Here is a 16,014-nt window from a genome sequence, read left to right as displayed (position 1 = left end):
AGAAGCCGTATCTCAACCGATCACGGAACGTGCGGTTCGAACAGGCTTCTCACCCGGGTGATCTTCCCGTTGTACGCGCATGAAGACAGGGCCTCTCGGTAGCTCGGGGATGCGAATCTGACCGAGCAGTACCGGGAGGCCCTGGTGTCCTTGTTGTACGTGTCCGAGCCCGTCCAGTCCAACTCGGCTGCACCATCGTGTGATTGTCTCGCGCACGTGTACGGCAACGCGGCCGACCATCCCGATCGGGTACGGCGGTATCCGTCGGACATGACGGACGCGGAGTGGACGGCCGTGCGGCCATTGCTGCCGGTGCCGGCCTGGCTGAATGGGCGGGGCGGACGCCCCGATAGCTACTGCCACCGCCAGCTGCTGGACGCGATCCGCTACCTGGTCGCGGGCGGGATCTCCTGGCGGGCGATGCCCGCGGACTTCCCCGCCTGGGGCCGGGTCTACGCCTTCTTCCGCCGCTGGCGCGAGCACGGGCTGATCAACGAGTTCCACGACCGGCTGCGCGGGAAGGTCCGTGAAAGCGAAGGCCGCGAGGCCGAGCCCACGGCGGGGATCATCGACGCCCAGTCGGTACGGGCCGCAGCGACAGTGCCGGCCGCCTCACGCGGCTACGACGGCGGAAAGAAGGTGCCGGGCCGTAAACGGCACATCGTGACCGACACTCTCGGCCTGCTCCTGGCCGTCGCGGTCACCGCCGCGAACATCGGCGACCGGGACGCCGCACCTTCGCCGGCGTCGTCCCAAGGCCCAGCTCCGCCGCGATCTCCTTGGCCTTCACCGGTCCCTCGCCCGCGGACCGCCGTTCCTCCAGCACGCCCACAATCCGCTGGTAGTCGGGCGCGAGCACGGTCACCGGCAGCCCGTCCCGCCAGGGCGGCACCACCGACCCCGGCACCGGCGAGGGCACCGCTTCCCGCTCCGGCTCGGTCACGGCAGTCGTCTCGGCGGCGGACACGGCCAGGGCCTCGACCAGCTCCTCCCGCGCGATCACCCGCCGGTCCAGCTCGATCTCCGCGGCCTCATCCTCGGAAACGGCCCGTGAGACAGTCGGACACGGCTCACCGATCATCACCGAGGAGAAGAATCCATGAGTCCGTTGCCCGCCGTCACCGGCCGTGATGAGTTCGATGCCCTGGTCGTCAGAACCGACTACCTCGACGACCAGGCGTGGCAGGACGTAGCGGCGGCGCTGATGGAGCCTTGGGGAGACAGGCCGTACGAGGCAGACGTCCACTTCATCGACGATCTGGCCTGGTCAGGGGCGACCGTTGACGAGGTGCTGACGGCGGTCCGCGGCGACGACAACCTGGCCGTCGTCTTTCTCGCCGACCGTACAACCATGCAGGCCGAGAGCCACCCACTGCTGGCGGTCACCACGCTGACGCGGGAGGAGTGCGTGGACGACGAGGACTACGCACAGCTGACCGAGTTCGGCCGCCATTTCCGCACCATCCCCGCAAGACTCCACGAGGTTCACGCGAACCTGAGCATCGGCAACCTGGGCTTCGAGGAGTTTGCGGCATGGGCTCACGATGATCCCGAGGGGATCTTCCGGTCCTTCTGAATGGGTTCACGGAACTGCGGACAGAGCCTTGAAAACGGCCAGGAATGCTCCTCGCCTCACTCGCTCCGGTGTTCAACGAAGTGGGGAGTCTCAACGCCCCCCGGGCAACCGCCTCCCGCTCCTCCAGCATTCCCAGCACCGACGCCACCGCGCACCCCTCGCTCATGAAGCGGACACAAGACGCCGCATGCCTCCCTCACCCCGAGCTAGACCATGCCTGACCAGCAGAAATCAAGGGATCACGTTCGGTTGAGATACGGCTTCTGAGTCCCCGTCGTCTTGGGCTGGATGTGCAACGCGACGTAACTGGGGCCCCAGCGAAATTCTGCGGCCTGCTCCAACGTGACAGCCGTTACGAGGCTCCATCCGTAGGTTTGCCGACCGGCGGGGCCGCCGACGGGCGTGGCATGGCGCGGGTCCGTGGTGGTGATTCCGGTGGCGTCCACGCGAAGCGACCAAGGGTGCCGCTCTGCAATCGCGCGCCGGTGCTGTCTCCAGGCCGACGTAGCCGCCCAGAGCTTGCGGCCGTAGGTGGCGAGGAGAAGAACCGCGTAGGACCCGAAGACACCGACGAGTTGCCAGAGGACGGAGGTGCCGTTTTTCGTGAGGTGGCCGTTGTCAAGAATTGCGACAACCGTATTCCCCGTGAAGAAGTAGAGCGGTGGCAGAGCGAGGAGGGAGAAGAACAGCCAGTGGCGCCTCAGAGACCGACGATCATGTGTCGTGTAGGTGGCGATGGGCTCCTGCCCGGTCCAGGCGATCTCGAAGGCGTCGCCGGTGTCGGGCGTTTGATAAGTGAGGGTGCGCGTCCGCGCAAACTGCGACGAACGCTCGGTGTCGGGGACGCCAGTTCCTGCGCTGGGCGCGGTGTTGTCGGATCGCAACTGTTTCAGTCGGTCGTAGACAGTTGACGCTGTTTGTGGGCGGCGCTCCGGGTCGCGTTGCAGCACGTCGACGAGCAGTTGAGCAACGGGCTCTGGGACATCCGGTCGCAGGTCGCTCAGAGGCGGTGCCTCGGTGTCGAGTTTGCGGCGGATGACGGACAGCGGGCTGCCGTCTCCGAAGGGCGGATTGCCCGTGAGTAGGGCGAACAAGACACTGCCGAGGGCGTAGAGATCGGAGCGCTCGTCACCGCGCTGGTCGAGGAATTGCTCCGGTGCACCGTACAGGGCGGTGCCGACAGGGGAGAGCATGGTGGTGGGGGCGACGGTGAAGGTGTGGGTGTGGGTGAAGCCTGCGATGCCGAAGTCGACCACTTTGATGCGGTTTTCGGCAGTGAGCATGACATTGGAAGGTTTGATGTCGTAGTGGATGACCTTGGCCTGGTGGGCAGCGACGAGGGCTCTGCAGATCTCCTGGGTGATCTCCAGGGCCCGTGCCGTGGGCATGGGGGCATGCTCGTGCATGTGATGGGCGAGTGTGGTGCCGTCGATCTGCTCCATGACCAGGAACTGCACGCCTTCATGAACGCCTCGGTCGTAGAGGGAGACCACGTTGGGGTGGTTGATCTGTGCGACGGCCACGGCTTCGCGCTCGAATCGATGGAGCAGGTCCGGTGAGGCATCGCCATCGCGTACGAGCAGCTTGATGGCTACGTTACGGTGCAGGTCACGGTCGCGGCCAGCCCAGACCTCGCCCATCCCGCCCCGGCCAAGCCGCTCGCGCAGCTCGTACTTGCCCGCGATCAGTGTGCCGCGTTCCACCCGCACCTCCAATGACCTGCCTTGTCACCATCGCTGACGGATACCAGTGTTACGGATCACGCCTGGTGCCGAAGGTCGGTTCCCGATGTTCGCCCGGTCGACCACACGGCTGAGCAACTGGGGTGGGTCCAACTCGCCGTTCGAAGCCCTCCGCCCCGGGCTGCTGCGTCGGTTGCTCGACGAGGCGATCGAGGGCCTGGTCGACGACGTCCGCGCAGTGAAATGCCGGGTTCAGGATCGAAGGCACCGAGCGGGAGCTGTTGTGCTCGCCGCATGCTTTCGGGGCGAGTCGGCAAGAGAGAACTATCAAGGCGAGTAGCTCCGTGCACCACACCTGTTGCACCCACTAAGGTCGTCCCGACCGCCCCTGAGCTGCGTGAACTCGAATCACACGCACGCGGCGCCCCGGAGAAACGTCGGTGATTTCGACTGCTCGGGTGAGGACATCGAACGGGACTGGCTGGAGCGCACCGGCTGCTGGAGCTCAGTGCCCAGAGTGCTGCTCACCTATGACCAGGTCCGTGCGTACGGGCCCCCGGCGACCGAGGGCAAGAGCGGCGACCCGAGGTGGCCGGCCTTCGCCCGCCGCTACGGCTTCGACCCCACCCGGCCGGTGCAGTGGGAAGTGGAGGCGCTGGAGCCGGCCGAACTCCAGCGCCTGGTCCTCGCCGCCGTCGACCCGTACATCGACCGCGACATCCTCGCCCGGCAAGCCACCCGCGAGGAACAGCAGCGCCGCGCCCTGGAGGAGTTCGTCGGCCGGTGGGGCACGGCGTCCGAGAGGCCGTCCTAGGGTCTGTGTGATGTCGCGATCAATCGGCTGCTCGTAACAGGTCTTCGATCCAGATCATCGAGGCGCGGAGTTCGAGGCCGGCGAGGTAGCTCTCGGGGGTCTTGTCGAAGCGGGTGGCGATGCCGCGCCAGTCCTTCAGCCGGTTTATCAGGCGCTCGATGGTGTTGCGCTCCTTGTAGAGGTCTGCGTCGTGGCTGACCGGCCTGCCCCCTCGGCTGCCTTTCTTCGTGCGGTTGGCGGCTTGGTCCTTCTTCTCCGGGATCACCGCCTTGATGCCGCGTTTCCGCAGGTAACCTTCGCCGGCGTCGTCCCAAGGCCCAGCTCCGCCGCGATCTCCTTGGCCTTCACCGGTCCCTCGCCCGCGGACCGCCGTTCCTCCAGCACGCCCACAATCCGCTGGTAGTCGGGCGCGAGCACGGTCACCGGCAGCCCGTCCCGCCAGGGCGGCACCACCGACCCCGGCACCGGCGAGGGCACCGCTTCCCGCTCCGGCTCGGTCACGGCAGTCGTCTCGGCGGCGGACACGGCCAGGGCCTCGACCAGCTCCTCCCGCGCGATCACCCGCCGGTCCAGCTCGATCTCCGCGGCCTCCAGCACCTCAGCCAACCGCGCGGCTTCCTCCCGCAGCCCCTCCACCCGCACCCGGGCAACCGCCTCCCGCTCCTCCAGCATTCCCAGCACCGACGCCACCGCGCACCCCTCGCTCATGAAGCGGACACAAGACGCCGCATGCCTCCCTCACCCCGAGCTAGACCATGCCTGACCAGCAGAAATCAAGGGATCACGTTCGGTTGAGATACGGCTTCTAACTCCTGATCAAGGAAGATGGGCCGATTACCTGAGACAACGTGACAGAGCCTGAGACTGTCGAGCCCCAGCAGTCCAGTTCGGTAGATCAGCACTTGATCGACGAGCTGTGGGCCGGGCTCAGAGTGAGGGCCTTCAGCTCACTGGCAAAGGCGGCTGGCTTCGGCGCCCCGACTACCCGAGGCAGCTGACCGGTGGACCTGGCTGATCCTCGCCGTGTTCACCCAACTACGTCTGGCCCGCCCGCTGGCAGCCGACCTCCGACGGCCGTGGGAGAGACCGAGCCCGCCCGACAGTCTCAGGCTCTGTCACGTTGTCTCAGGTAATCGGCCCATCTTCCTTGATCAGGAGTTAGAAGCCGTATCTCAACCGAACGTGATCCCTTGATTTCTGCTGGTCAGGCATGGTCTAGCCACCCACCGCATCCCCACCCGACGCCAACAGCTCCCAGAACGCCTCCGGCGTATCGATCCCACCCGGAAGCCGACACGCCATCGACACAACCGCGACCGGCTCGTGCTGCCGGGCCTGCCTCGCCTCCAGATCCGCAGCACGCTTCTGCAACGCACGGATCGCAGGCAGTGCGGCTTCCATCCGATCCTGACTTGAGATCGACACCATCGAGCCCTTCTCTACATCGACCGCGAGCAACGGCGTCCCGGAGCGACAGATCAGGGACCAGGTAATTCAGCAGGCCGCTCCTAGAGCCGCGCTAGTTGTGCTCTCGATGTTCGGCTCGCGGATATCTCACATGGCTCCTGGCCTGCGCATATGTAAAAATCTTGAGGTGTCTTGAATTTGCTGTCTCAAATTTGACCGCATGGGTCTAAAGGTGCGTGAAAACGAGTCGAGATTTCTGGATCGATTTATTGTTCAGAATCTCTGGACGTTCACTTGAGATCTGTTCGAGGAATCGGCTCACATTTCTCGTGCCGAATTTCTGTCGATGTGGGCGCGCGAGCATCGGGGGAAGGTCCCGGTGGGGAGGGTCGGTCCGGAATTCCGGCCCGGCGGCCGGTCCGCCCGTAGCACAGGCCGGGCGGTTTGTTTCCGGCCCGGCCCCGGCGTTGACGCACCTGAGGTGGTTGGATCGTTCCAGGACTGATGACCCGCGGATGTGGGGTGGTTCGTCCGAAGCCGTGGGATGTCGATGGCGAGTTGTGGGCGGTGATCGAGCCGCTGCTGTCCAAAATCGAGCGTCGGACCCGGCATCCGGGGCGCAAGCGGCATCCGGACCGGCTGGTGTTCCAGGGCATCCTGTTCGTGCTGCACACCGGGATCGCCTGGGAACACCTGCCGCAGGGGCTCGGCTTCGGGCCGAGCATGGCCTGCTGGCGCCGCCTCGCCGAGTGGACCGAGGCAGGGGTGCGGCCCCGGCTGCATGAGGTCCTCCTCGCCAAGCTCCGCAGCGCGAATGTCCTGGGCTTCTTCCGGGCGGCCGTCGATGGCTCCCGCATCCGGGCGTCAAAGGGGGCGCCAAGACAGGACGAAGTCCTGTCGACCGGGGCAGAACCAGCAGCAAGTACCATCTGGCCACCGACGCCACTGACGCCACCGGCATTCCACTCGCCGCCCCTTGACCGGCGGCAACCGAAACGACGTCACCTGCTCATCCCACTCCTGCAGGCCGTGTCATTGGTGCAGGGCAAGCGCGGCCGGCCCCGTTGCCACCCCGACGTGGTGCTGGGTGACCGCGGCTACGACCACGACAAGTGCCGCCGCCTCGTCTGGGACCTCGACGATCCTCGCCACAGGCATGCTCTGTGCGGAGAGCAGGACCATCTGGGACCGCCGTCAGGTCATCACGGACCCGGTGCCCCTGCGGGTGAACCGCGGCAGGCGTCTGCCCTCATCATCATCGATGCCCCGCACCCTCACACGTTCAGCCACGTGATCATTCCGACCGCTCGGTTGCCACCTGGCGGCAACCGAGCGGCGCGTCATAACAGGGCAAACACAGTCTGATGCGGCACTGGAATCCGCGCTGGGCGATCGCTGCGGGGGCAGGTAACGGAAAGGGAGGTACGACCGTGTGGCCTCGAGTGAACGGTATGCGTGCACTGGAGCTCGGGACGAAGGGCGAGACGCGCGAGCGGCTCAACGCTCTCGTCCTGGCCGGCGCAAAGACTGCCACCACCGGTCTGCTGGCCGAGTACGTTGAAGAGACGGAGGGCTTGGAGTTCAAAGGCGAGCGTTTGGCAATTCTCGGAAACGACGGAGACTGCGTCGCCACGATCGAGATAACTGGCGTGGAACTGGCTTCCTTCGCAGATGTCACGTGGGGGCACGCATCCGCTGAGGGAAAGGGTGACCAGTCATTGGATGAGTGGCGGAGTGGACACCGTCGTTTCTGGGAGGGTATTGGCACGCCGGTGGATGAGAACACGCCGCTGGTGTGCCTGCGATTCCATCTCGTCACGCCCTCCTGACAAAATGGTTGTTGGGGAACGATAGGCTCGGTGGCCATGAGTCAGAGCGGTTCGCAAGCGGCGGCATTCTTCCGAGATGTCCGGGAAAGCAGAGTGGTCTGGCTCGTCCGGGATGGCGATGGAAGCCCGACTCACCTTTCTGCGGACGGCACGCGCAGTCTTCCCTTCTGGTCGACCTCGCCCCGCGCCCAGAGGGCAGCGAAGATCTGGGGGCGTGGGCTCCGCGTTGAGTCCATGCCCTTGGACACCTGGTGCGATCGCGCACTGCCCGATGCCGCCCGGGACGGACTCGTGATCGGCATCAACTGGAGCGGGCCACGCCTGGTCGGCTGGAGCTTCACCCCTGAGGAAGTTCTCAACCGGCTGGTGCTGTGACCGGGAAGGTTTCCCGGGCGGGGGTGCGGCCAAGGCCGGGCCGGCTGGGCACTGGGCATGGGAAGATCGCGCCGTGACTCTCACCCTGAATGACTTTGACGGCGAACACTCGCTGACGCTCGCTGCCGGTGACCTGGCCGCCGATGCTGCAGTAGTTGCCGCCGGACACGAATCAAATGGGTACTTCTGGGAGGGCCTTGTGCAGTTCGCCCGGCCGGATCTCGCTGAGCACCTCGATTTCGACAGCGAGGGCGGCATGTTCTGTGCGCTCGGGAGCCTGAGTGACCTCACGCAGCTCAAGGCTGCCCTCGAGCCCGTGATCTCGCATTCCAGCACAGTTCGCGAGATCGTTGCTCGTGCCGAGACGGCAGGCTTCGAGTTCGACGACTAACCTTGTTCTTTTTCTTCCGGCCTCGAACGATGTTTCGAACTGAGCCGCCCACCTGGGGATTCGCCGGACGCGGGGTGGGGTAAGTGGTTGGCGTCCAGGACGGTCCGGCGGAGGCCGCAGCACGGTAGAACCGCCTGACGGGCCGACGCGTCTTCGCTGTTCTACGGGACCAGTCGCGGGAGGGTCTGGATGAATATCGAAACCGGTGTAGGCGTGTGCGCGACTGTCATAGCGATGGGATCCTTCTGGATCAGCTGGGGGCAGGCGCGGGCATCCCGGGCACACAACCGGCAGTCGGTGCGGCCGTTGGTGCTGATCCGCACAGTTCGTGCGGGATACCGGGACGACGTGGCCGGCCTGGAGGTGATCAACGCGGGGATCGGGCCGGCGGTCGTGACGCGGACGTCGGTCACTCTCGACGGGGAGGTCATCGGCCAGTGGGATCTGCCCACGTATTACCAGATGGCCCAGGACCTCCCCCTGCTGCCGAAAGTGAAGACGTTGGTCACGGGGGCAGCTCTCATCCCGGGCGAGAGGAGCTACCTGCTGCATTTCGAAGAGCGAAACGGGCAGGAATCCGCATGGTTCTGGGAGCTCATCTCCACGAGACTGCTCGTTGAGATCCGGTACGAGTCCCTCTACGGCGGTGAGGACTTCGTGGCTCGCTCGACTCTGTTCTGAGCTTGTTCATTTTCTTCCGGCCTCGAACGGTGTCTCGAACTGAGTCGCTCACCTGGGGATTCGCCGGACGCGGGGGCGGCCTTCGTCTGATCATGTGCTCCGACCAAGGTGCACTGACCAAGACGAAGGCCGTGAGGGTGAGTCTGCTGCCTGATGCCGTGCGGAGGGAAGCGTTCGCGGAAGCGTCACGCTTCCGGGGAGAGTTCTACGAGTGTCTGACCGCCCGGCGCGACGAGTTGTTCGAGCTGGCGGACGCGGTGCTGTGTGCCGACGGTGCGGTGAAGTCCCCGGTGGACCTGACGCTGTTGCCCGAACACCGTCGTGGACATGGAGCGATGTACGGCGGCCTGAACCACGGCCGGATCGACACCGATCAGCTGCGGACGGTGCTGGCCGGGCTGTTGCTGCCGCGTTTCGACGGCGGGCGCCTGGTCCTGGCGGTCGACGTGTCACCGTGGCTCCGCTCGGACGCACCATGTTCGGCGGAACGGCTCTTCTGTCACGTATACGGCCGGGCGAAGACGGCCTCGCAGTTCATCCCGGGCTGGCCCCTGCTCCTTCGTCGCCGCGCTGGCGCCGGGCGCCACGTCCTGGACCGCGATCCTGGACGCGGTGCGGCTGGGACCGGTGGACGACGCGACCGCGGTCACCGCCGCCCAGTTGCGGGGAGTCGTCGAGCGGCTCATCACCGCGGGGCAGTGGCAGAAGGGGGACCCGCACATCGTGATCGTCAGCGACGCCGGCTACGACGTCACCCGCCTGGCCCGGGTCCTGCGCGATCTGCCGGTCGAGCTGGTCGGCCGGGTCCGCTCCGACCGCGTCATGCGCCTGCCCAAGCCGACCCGCCGACCGGGGACGAACGGCCGGCCACCCAAGCACGGACCGGAGTTCCGGTTCACCAGGCCGGAGACCTGGCCCGAGCCCGCGATCACCACGGTCACCGACACCACCAACTACGGCAAGGCCGAAACACGGGCATGGGACCGGGTCCATCCCCGGCTCATCCACCGTTCCTCATGGCTCGACCACGACGGCGAACTGCCTTTGATCGAAGGCACGTTGATCCGGTTGAAGGTCGAGCATCTGTCGAATGACCGGGACGCTCCGCCGGTGTGGTTGTGGTCCTCGAAGACCGGTGCCACACCGGACGATGTGGACCGTTTCTGGCAGGCGTTCCTCCGCCGCTTCGATCTGGAGCACACCCTCCGCTTCGCGAAGCAGACCCTCGGCTGGACCACCCCGAAACTCCGTACCCCCGAGGCGGCGGACCGCTGGACCTGGATCCTGATCGTCGCTCACACCCAACTCCGGCTCGCCCGCCCTCTCGCCACAGACCTCCGCCGGCCCTGGGAGAAGCCCACCGCCTCCAGCCGGCTCACCCCAGCCCGGGTCCGCCGGGGATTCAGGAACATCCGCGCTCACCTCGTCTGCCCGGCCCGCGTTCCCAAACCCCGCGGCGCCGGCCCCGGACGACCACCCGGCGCCAAGAACAGACACCGGGCACCCCGCTACGACGTCGGCAAGACCGCCAAACGCCCCGAGACTCTCAAGGCCATCGGCAAGCCCGGAAGATCTTGGTAGATAAAGAACAAGCTAACTGATCGTTTCGGAATGAGATTCGGGAGCGACCTGCAATGTCGTGTCTGAACTGTGGCGACGCCGACGGCGCCCCTGTTCGGTTTGCCTCGCCGTGCCCCTTCGCCGTCCGTGCCGACTCGTTGCAGCACACCATTCCCGAGGGCGCGACGGTGACGAGCACCCTGCCGGGCAGGTGCGACCGGAACCACACCGCAGTCCGTCGGCGGAATAATGCGTTGACGCCCCAGGGAGGTGTCTTGTTAGCCTCAAGGGGTCGTTCTGATTCGTTCTGGGCCTGCGCGCCCTGGAAGAGGTGTCTTGATGTCCCGGCCCGCGCCGAGTGCGCCTCGCCCTACCGCGTAACCGTCCGCCACCTTCCGCTGCCCGTTTCTCCGGGCTGCTGCCGGACGTGTCCTCCGGTGCTCTGACCTGCCTGTCCGCCGTTCCGCGGCGTTATCGGGCTGTCTTCTGACGAGGCCACTCGGCCTGCTCTTGCTGTCCTGATCGACTTCCAGCAAGGAGCACCCGGGTGTCCAGCCACACCACCACCAACACTCTCAGCCTCAGCCTCAGCACCTTCGCCTGCACCTGGTGCGGGCTGATCGTGTCCGCGTACGCCGCCGACGGCGCTCTGCGCAACCACTGCCCCTCCTGCCTGCACTCCCGGCACGTCCTCGACCACGTCGAGGACGGTCCGAGCGACTGCGAGGGCCGGATGTCCCCGATCGCCATCGCCGTGCTCCGCACAGGTGACTGGATGGTGATCCACCGCTGCGTGCGCTGCGACGAGCTCACCTCGAACCCGGTGTGCGCGGACGACAACCAGCTGATCCTGATGCGCATGGCGGTCCGCCCGCTGGCCCAACCGCCCTTTCCGCTCGAAGCATTCGGAACCCTCTGACCGCCCGACAGGAAAGGAGCACCGCCATGTCACGCGCCAACAGCAGTCGCGGGCGGCGTCGTCCGCAGCGGCACAAGGATGTCCTGCACACCCAGGGTGGGCACCGGGCAGGCGACTTCCGGTGCACGTCCTGCCGACTCGACGTGTCGCTGGACGCGCCCGGCACCGCGCACCGCAACCACTGCCCCAACTGCCTGGCCAGTCTGCACGTCGACCGGAAGATCCCGGGCGACCGCGACGCGGACTGCCGCGGCCGGATGGAGGCGCTGGGCATGTCCGTCCGCCCGGACGGCGAGTGGATGATCATCCATCAGTGCGTCTCCTGCGGCGAGCTCAGCGCCAACCGCATCGCCGGTGACGACAACCCGCTCGCCCTGGTCCGCCTCGCCCTCAGGCCCCTCGTCGACCCCAAGCACGCCAGCCGCGCCCTGCTCACCCTGTGACCCGGCCGTGCCGACCGTGGGCGGGGCGCCCCGATGCCGCGCCCCGCCCACGACCCCTGCCCACGAACATCACCACTACCGAAAAGGAGCACTCCTGCAGTGAACCTGGGGCTTCGTCATGAAGCGCATGGCCACCTGCACTGCCAGAACACCAGCATGGGCCGCTTCAACGCGAGGTTCGCAGCCGGCGGAGGCATATGAGGCTGCAGGCCAGTTCGAGCAGGCCCTGGTGGAAGTCAGCGCGTCGCTCGTAGCGGATGCGGAGTCGTTTGAACTGGTGCAGCCAGGCGAGGGCGCGCTCGACCACCCAACGCACCTTGCCCAGGCCGGAACCGTGAGCGATGCCGCGTCGCGCGATCAGCGGCATGATGCCCCGCTTCCACCGCAGGCGGCGGGACTTGTCGAAGTCGTAGCCCCGGTCGGCATACAGCCGTCGGGGCTTGCGGCGTGGTCGTCCTTGCAGGCCCCGGATCGATGGGACGGCGTCGAGCAGCGGCAGGAGCCGGGTGACGTCGTGCCGGTTGCCGCCGGTGAGCGTGACGGCGAGCGGGGTTCCGTGCCGGAACGCGAAGTCGCCCGGGATGACGTCGGCGCCGCCCGGGAGGTGGCGGCAGGAGCGGGGCCACCCGCTCCCACAGGCCATCCGGAACAAGATCAGTACGCACTCCGGACACGCTGCCGACCAAGATCGCCGAGCGAAGGAACCGCAGTTCAACTCATTCTGAAACGGTCAGCTAAAGGCCAAAGGCTCTCCCCGTAACTGTTGTTTGCCACAGGCGCTGCGTTTTTTCCTGTGTCGGGTTCCAATGAGCGCGCGGACGTTGTCAGAGGGCGAGGGCACACTGACTGCATGATCACCTCTTCAGCCGCCGCAGACGATGTCTGCCGCCCCTCCCTTGGCTGGGTGCAGTCGATGGGTGGCCCTCTGATCGTCGTCCCTGTTTCTGCCCTGATCGCCTGGGGCGGGTGCACGGAGAGCGGTGCCACGGCTGGAGACGCCACCGCTCCAGACGACTACGACCGGGCCTGTGCGGTGGACGATTTGGCCGGTGTGATCCCCGTCGGGGAGAACGGTGCGCAGGCACTGGTGCTGGCGGACGAGCCGGCCACCAGCTGTTATCTGCCCGAGCGCCGGGCGTTCCTGCGGTGGCTTGCCGCCGACTCCGTGGCCGGACTGGGCGCCGCTGCAGGCACTGTCCTCGCAGACCCGGCCACGGTGTGGGAGGAGTGCGGCACCTGGGTGTCGGACGGTCCGGCCGTGCTCATGGACTCCGCCGAATCGGGCTCTGAACTGGGCGTCGAGTACCCCGGCGGCGGGATGCCCGCCGAGGCATTGGTTCCGCTGCCCGCCGGCCGCTGGAGGGTCCGCGCCACGCATACCAAGGTGGATGAGGAGAACTGGGTCGGCCTGGTCCAGCTCCTGCCCGTCGAATCCTGAACGGCAGCGCTTCGGTCGGTTGCGGTGCGCAAGGTTGTGCAGATGGGCGATGCCGAGCGGCGCGTGGTGTACACCATCGCCCTTGAGGCGGAAGTCGCGCAGGATCTTCCAGTTTCCAGGCAGGCATTTCGCTCTGCCCGGGATCGCGACGGTGCAAGGTGACGAGCCCGGCACCTTGATAGCCGCCGTCGGCAATCACTGGACTCTTTCCAACCTGCTGGCGGGCCGGTCGGGTTGAGAAGCCGTATCTCAACCGAACGTGATCCGCTGATTTCTGCTGGTCAGGCATGGTGTGGCTCGGAAGGGGAGAGGCATCCGGCGTCTTGTTCCCGCTCCGTGAGCGAGGGGTGCGCGATGGCGTCGGTGCTGGGAATGCTGGAGGAGCGGGAGGCAGTGGCCCGTGTGCGGGTGGAAGGGCTGCGGGAGGAAGTCGCCCGGTTGGCTGAGGTGTTGGAGGCTGCCGAGATCGAGCTGGACCGGCGGGTGATCGCGTGGGAAGAGCTGGTCGAGGCCCTGACAGCCTCGGCTGCCGAGACCACCGCCGGGACCGAGACCGAGGAAAAAGCGGTGCTGTCGCTCGCGCCGATGCCGGATCGATGGTGCCGCCCTGGCGGGAAGGTGCTGCCGGTGCCGGCTCTGGCGCCGGAGTATCAGCGCATTCCGGGCGTGTTGGAACAGCGGCGATCCACGGGTCACGGATCCCGTCGGGCCAAGGAGATCGCGGTGGAGCCGGGCCTTGACGCGACGCCGGCGAAGGTCGAGGGGCTGCGGTCGAAAGCCCGGCGCCTGGCGGAGCGCGGGTGGCTCCTCCTGGAGACGTCGGGGGCGTTCAGCGCCGTCAGGCGGACCGTGGCAGTCCCGGACACCGGCTCATCCGRGTGACCATCGACCACCGGATCARSGRCTCGCTGGTGGRGGGCAGYGRCMCGRAGTCCCGGGCCYGACGGCGGGAGTTCAMCAACCACGCGAACYTGCGRTCRGCCACCCASCGRCTSGGSAGCACCACGAACSCRGRCATGRCGTCGGTGRGCTTGACGATCTCCAAGGTCYGGGCGAGTRMSTSSCGGCACCYGRCGACGAGGGAGCCGGTGRAGCCGCCGTCGGCCCASACGAGGGTGATGTCGTGGCGCAGACGGCGCAGACGGCGCAGACGGCGCAGACGGCGCAGACGGCGCAGACGGCGCAGACGGCGCAGACGCATCAGCAGGCCCGCCGCGGCGCCCCGGTCGCCGATGTTCGCAGCCGTGACCACGATGGTCAGGAGCAGGCCGAGGAGGTCGGTCACGATGTGCCGCTTGCGGCCCGGCACCTTCTTCCCGCCGTCGTAGCCGCGTGAGGCGTCGGCATCGTCGCGGCGGCCCGCACCGACTGCGCGTCGATGATCTCCGCCGCCTGTGGGCTCGGCCTCACGGCCCTCGCGCTCACGGACCGTCCCGCGCCGCCGGTCGTGGAACTCGGCGATCAGCCCGTGCCCGCGCCGGCGGCGGAAGAAGGCGTAGGTCCGGGCCCGTACGGGGAAGTCCGCGGGCATCGCCCGCCACGAGATCCCGCCCGCGACCAGGCAGCGGATCGCGTCCGACAGCTGCCGGTGGCAGTAGCCCTCGGGCCGTCCACCCCGCCCCTGGAACCAGGCCGGCACCGGCAGTGACGGCCGGACGGCCGTGCACTCCGCGTCCCTCATGCCCGACGGGTACCGGCGCACCCGGTTCGGATGGTCGGCCGCGTTGCCGTACGCGTGCGCGAGGCAATCGCACGACACGGTGGGCGAGTTGAGGTCAACATGCTCGGGCACGTACAACAAAGACAACAGAGCTTCCGGGAGCCACTCGGAATGGGATCGCACCCCCGAGCTGCTTGGAGGCCCTGCTTTCACGCGCGGAAACCGCCGCAGTCACCCGATCGAGACTCCCGTTCGATCGACAGCCTTCGAGATCGGTACGGGCAACAACCACTTACGTGTCGGGATGCTCCGGCAGGGCGAGCCAGTCCGACCAGGAGATCTCGCGGCCGAGGAAGCGTGGCCGCTCGAACGGCCAGGCGGCGGCGATCCACTGCGGCACCAGCGCGTCGAGGGCCTGCTCGACCTCGCTGCCCACCAGCTCGTCCACCACCCACCAGGAGATCTCGCCGTCCGCACCGGCCCTCTCCGGTGGGTCGATGTAGACACAGCCGAGCAGAGCTGTCTCCGCCGCGTCGAGCAGCGCGTAGTTGAAGGACTGGTGTGCGGCGATCTCCTTCTCGTGCCGCAACAGGTCGGCCCGGTCGGCCTCGTAGGTCATGGTGGCCGCGGGCCAGCCCCAGGCCGGGCCGAAGATGGTCCACAGCCGCTCGCGCGAACCCATCACAGCCGGATAGTCGAGCGGAGTGTCCGCCTCCCGGATCGGCCGCAGGTGATGATCACCGCCCGGCAGCGGTATCAGGACGGGGTGGACGAAGTCATCGGGAAGCCAGCTCATGGCGCCCGACCGTAGCAGCGCGAGGCCGTCCGCTCCCCTGGATTTTCCCCGCATACCGCCAGGCCCTGCTCTCACGCCGGGCAGGGCCCGCGATCACCCGATCGAGACTCCCGTTCGATCGACAGACTCCATGATCGGTATGGCAACGGCTTCTGAGCTTGGCGTTTATCCTCGGCGGGCTTCGTGTTCCTTGATGGTCTCGGCGCGTTTGACGGTCTTGCCGACGTCGTGGCGCTTGGCGCGGTGTTTGTTCTTCGAGCCGGGCGGCCGCCCGGGGCCGGGGCGGGACGGTTTCGGTGTGGCTGCCGGACGGGCCGTGGTCGGTCGGAGGTTGCGAAACCCGCGGCGGACGCGGGCGGGGGTGAGGCGTCGTGGTTCGGTGCGGCGTTCCCAGGGGCGGCGGAGGTCTTCGGCGAGAGGTCGGGCGAGGCGGAGCTGGGTGT

17 protein-coding genes and 7 pseudogenes are annotated in these 16,014 nt (G+C 67.2%); 13 read left to right on the top strand and 11 right to left on the bottom strand.

Annotated elements, in window-relative coordinates; genetic code table 11:
* Positions 1-270 precede the first annotated feature (270 nt).
* Positions 271-678 (top strand): annotated as a pseudogene (locus EAO76_RS01305) (transposase); the annotation flags it as partial.
* Positions 679-700: 22 nt separating this feature from the next.
* Here the strand turns inward: EAO76_RS01305 and EAO76_RS01300 are convergent.
* On the bottom strand, positions 701-1,081 hold the full coding sequence (locus EAO76_RS01300) for a hypothetical protein (RefSeq protein ID WP_262375218.1): 381 nt from the start codon (positions 1,079-1,081) through the stop codon (positions 701-703).
* Between the two features lie 18 nt (positions 1,082-1,099).
* On the opposite strand from EAO76_RS01300, the gene EAO76_RS01295 reads away from it, so the two are divergent.
* Positions 1,100-1,576 (top strand): DUF6924 domain-containing protein, encoded by a 477-nt coding sequence (locus EAO76_RS01295; RefSeq protein WP_148832412.1) that lies wholly within the window; start codon positions 1,100-1,102, stop codon positions 1,574-1,576.
* Between the two features lie 239 nt (positions 1,577-1,815).
* Here EAO76_RS01295 and EAO76_RS01290 read toward each other — a convergent pair whose 3' ends face one another.
* Positions 1,816-3,279: a serine/threonine-protein kinase gene (locus EAO76_RS01290; RefSeq protein WP_148832410.1), complete on the bottom strand. Its 1,464-nt coding sequence runs from the start codon at positions 3,277-3,279 to the stop codon at positions 1,816-1,818.
* A gap of 376 nt (positions 3,280-3,655) precedes the next feature.
* Here EAO76_RS01290 and EAO76_RS01285 point away from each other — a divergent pair, with 376 nt between their 5' ends.
* On the top strand, positions 3,656-4,072 hold the full coding sequence (locus tag EAO76_RS01285) for a hypothetical protein (protein ID WP_262375214.1): 417 nt from the start codon (positions 3,656-3,658) through the stop codon (positions 4,070-4,072).
* Between the two features lie 19 nt (positions 4,073-4,091).
* On the opposite strand, the gene EAO76_RS01280 is transcribed toward EAO76_RS01285, so the two are convergent.
* From EAO76_RS01280 to EAO76_RS01270, 3 genes are all read right to left on the bottom strand, one after another.
* Complete coding sequence (locus tag EAO76_RS01280) at positions 4,092-4,337, bottom strand: hypothetical protein (RefSeq protein ID WP_399461277.1); 246 nt, start codon at positions 4,335-4,337, stop codon at positions 4,092-4,094.
* Positions 4,334-4,780 (bottom strand): hypothetical protein, encoded by a 447-nt coding sequence (locus EAO76_RS01275; RefSeq protein ID WP_262375213.1) that lies wholly within the window; start codon positions 4,778-4,780, stop codon positions 4,334-4,336. The genes EAO76_RS01280 and EAO76_RS01275 overlap by 4 nt, the downstream gene beginning before the upstream one ends.
* A gap of 507 nt (positions 4,781-5,287) precedes the next feature.
* Entirely contained in the window at positions 5,288-5,473 is a 186-nt protein-coding gene (locus EAO76_RS01270) for a beta-ketoacyl synthase N-terminal-like domain-containing protein (RefSeq protein WP_148832428.1), read from the bottom strand.
* Between the two features lie 510 nt (positions 5,474-5,983).
* On the opposite strand from EAO76_RS01270, the pseudogene EAO76_RS01265 reads away from it, so the two are divergent.
* A pseudogene (locus EAO76_RS01265) lies at positions 5,984-6,589 on the top strand (IS5 family transposase); the annotation flags it as partial.
* A 21-nt stretch (positions 6,590-6,610) separates the two neighbouring features.
* On the opposite strand, the pseudogene EAO76_RS47240 reads toward EAO76_RS01265, so the two are convergent.
* A pseudogene (locus EAO76_RS47240) lies at positions 6,611-6,769 on the bottom strand (IS630 family transposase); the annotation flags it as partial.
* Between the two features lie 161 nt (positions 6,770-6,930).
* On the opposite strand from EAO76_RS47240, the gene EAO76_RS01260 reads away from it, so the two are divergent.
* The 7 genes and pseudogenes from EAO76_RS01260 to EAO76_RS01230 all read left to right on the top strand — a co-directional run bounded on the left by EAO76_RS01260 (position 6,931) and on the right by EAO76_RS01230 (position 11,677).
* Positions 6,931-7,308 carry an ASCH domain-containing protein gene (locus EAO76_RS01260; RefSeq protein ID WP_262375212.1) on the top strand — a complete coding sequence of 126 codons (378 nt, stop codon included), beginning with the start codon at positions 6,931-6,933 and terminating at the stop codon, positions 7,306-7,308.
* A gap of 36 nt (positions 7,309-7,344) precedes the next feature.
* Positions 7,345-7,683 (top strand): DUF2750 domain-containing protein, encoded by a 339-nt coding sequence (locus tag EAO76_RS01255; protein WP_148832404.1) that lies wholly within the window; start codon positions 7,345-7,347, stop codon positions 7,681-7,683.
* A gap of 73 nt (positions 7,684-7,756) precedes the next feature.
* Positions 7,757-8,074, top strand: coding sequence for an Imm51 family immunity protein (locus tag EAO76_RS01250; RefSeq protein ID WP_148832402.1), 318 nt, complete (start codon positions 7,757-7,759; stop codon positions 8,072-8,074).
* A gap of 189 nt (positions 8,075-8,263) precedes the next feature.
* A complete protein-coding gene (locus EAO76_RS01245) occupies positions 8,264-8,755 on the top strand; it encodes a hypothetical protein (RefSeq protein WP_148832399.1) in 492 nt (163 codons plus the stop codon).
* Positions 8,756-8,892: 137 nt separating this feature from the next.
* Positions 8,893-10,336, top strand: a pseudogene (locus EAO76_RS01240) (NF041680 family putative transposase).
* 526 nt (positions 10,337-10,862) lie between these two features.
* On the top strand, positions 10,863-11,234 hold the full coding sequence (locus tag EAO76_RS01235) for an RNHCP domain-containing protein (RefSeq protein WP_148832397.1): 372 nt from the start codon (positions 10,863-10,865) through the stop codon (positions 11,232-11,234).
* A 26-nt stretch (positions 11,235-11,260) separates the two neighbouring features.
* Entirely contained in the window at positions 11,261-11,677 is a 417-nt protein-coding gene (locus EAO76_RS01230) for an RNHCP domain-containing protein (protein WP_148832395.1), read from the top strand.
* Positions 11,678-11,843: 166 nt separating this feature from the next.
* Here EAO76_RS01230 and EAO76_RS01225 read toward each other — a convergent pair.
* Positions 11,844-12,236 (bottom strand): annotated as a pseudogene (locus tag EAO76_RS01225) (IS5 family transposase); the annotation flags it as partial.
* Positions 12,237-12,527: 291 nt separating this feature from the next.
* Here EAO76_RS01225 and EAO76_RS01220 point away from each other — a divergent pair.
* Positions 12,528-13,115: an Imm21 family immunity protein gene (locus EAO76_RS01220; RefSeq protein ID WP_148832393.1), complete on the top strand. Its 588-nt coding sequence runs from the start codon at positions 12,528-12,530 to the stop codon at positions 13,113-13,115.
* Between the two features lie 27 nt (positions 13,116-13,142).
* Here EAO76_RS01220 and EAO76_RS01215 read toward each other — a convergent pair.
* A pseudogene (locus tag EAO76_RS01215) lies at positions 13,143-13,341 on the bottom strand (IS5/IS1182 family transposase); the annotation flags it as partial.
* A gap of 128 nt (positions 13,342-13,469) precedes the next feature.
* On the opposite strand from EAO76_RS01215, the gene EAO76_RS01210 reads away from it, so the two are divergent.
* Entirely contained in the window at positions 13,470-13,997 is a 528-nt protein-coding gene (locus EAO76_RS01210; protein WP_262375210.1) for a hypothetical protein, read from the top strand.
* On the opposite strand, the gene EAO76_RS01205 is transcribed toward EAO76_RS01210, so the two are convergent.
* The 3 genes and pseudogenes from EAO76_RS01205 to EAO76_RS45305 form a co-directional block, all read right to left on the bottom strand.
* A complete protein-coding gene (locus EAO76_RS01205; RefSeq protein WP_262375216.1) occupies positions 13,954-14,796 on the bottom strand; it encodes a transposase in 843 nt (280 codons plus the stop codon). The two genes, EAO76_RS01210 and EAO76_RS01205, sit on opposite strands and share 44 nt — an antisense overlap.
* Before the next feature lie 271 nt (positions 14,797-15,067).
* Positions 15,068-15,571, bottom strand: a complete 504-nt coding sequence (locus EAO76_RS01200) for an N-acetyltransferase (protein ID WP_187438417.1) — start codon at positions 15,569-15,571, stop codon at positions 15,068-15,070.
* Positions 15,572-15,736: 165 nt separating this feature from the next.
* A pseudogene (locus EAO76_RS45305) lies at positions 15,737-16,014 on the bottom strand (transposase); the annotation flags it as partial.

This window comes from Streptomyces sp. sk2.1 (assembly GCF_008120935.1).
Classification (GTDB): domain Bacteria; phylum Actinomycetota; class Actinomycetes; order Streptomycetales; family Streptomycetaceae; genus Streptomyces.
This window is presented reverse-complemented; position numbering and strand designations above follow the sequence as displayed.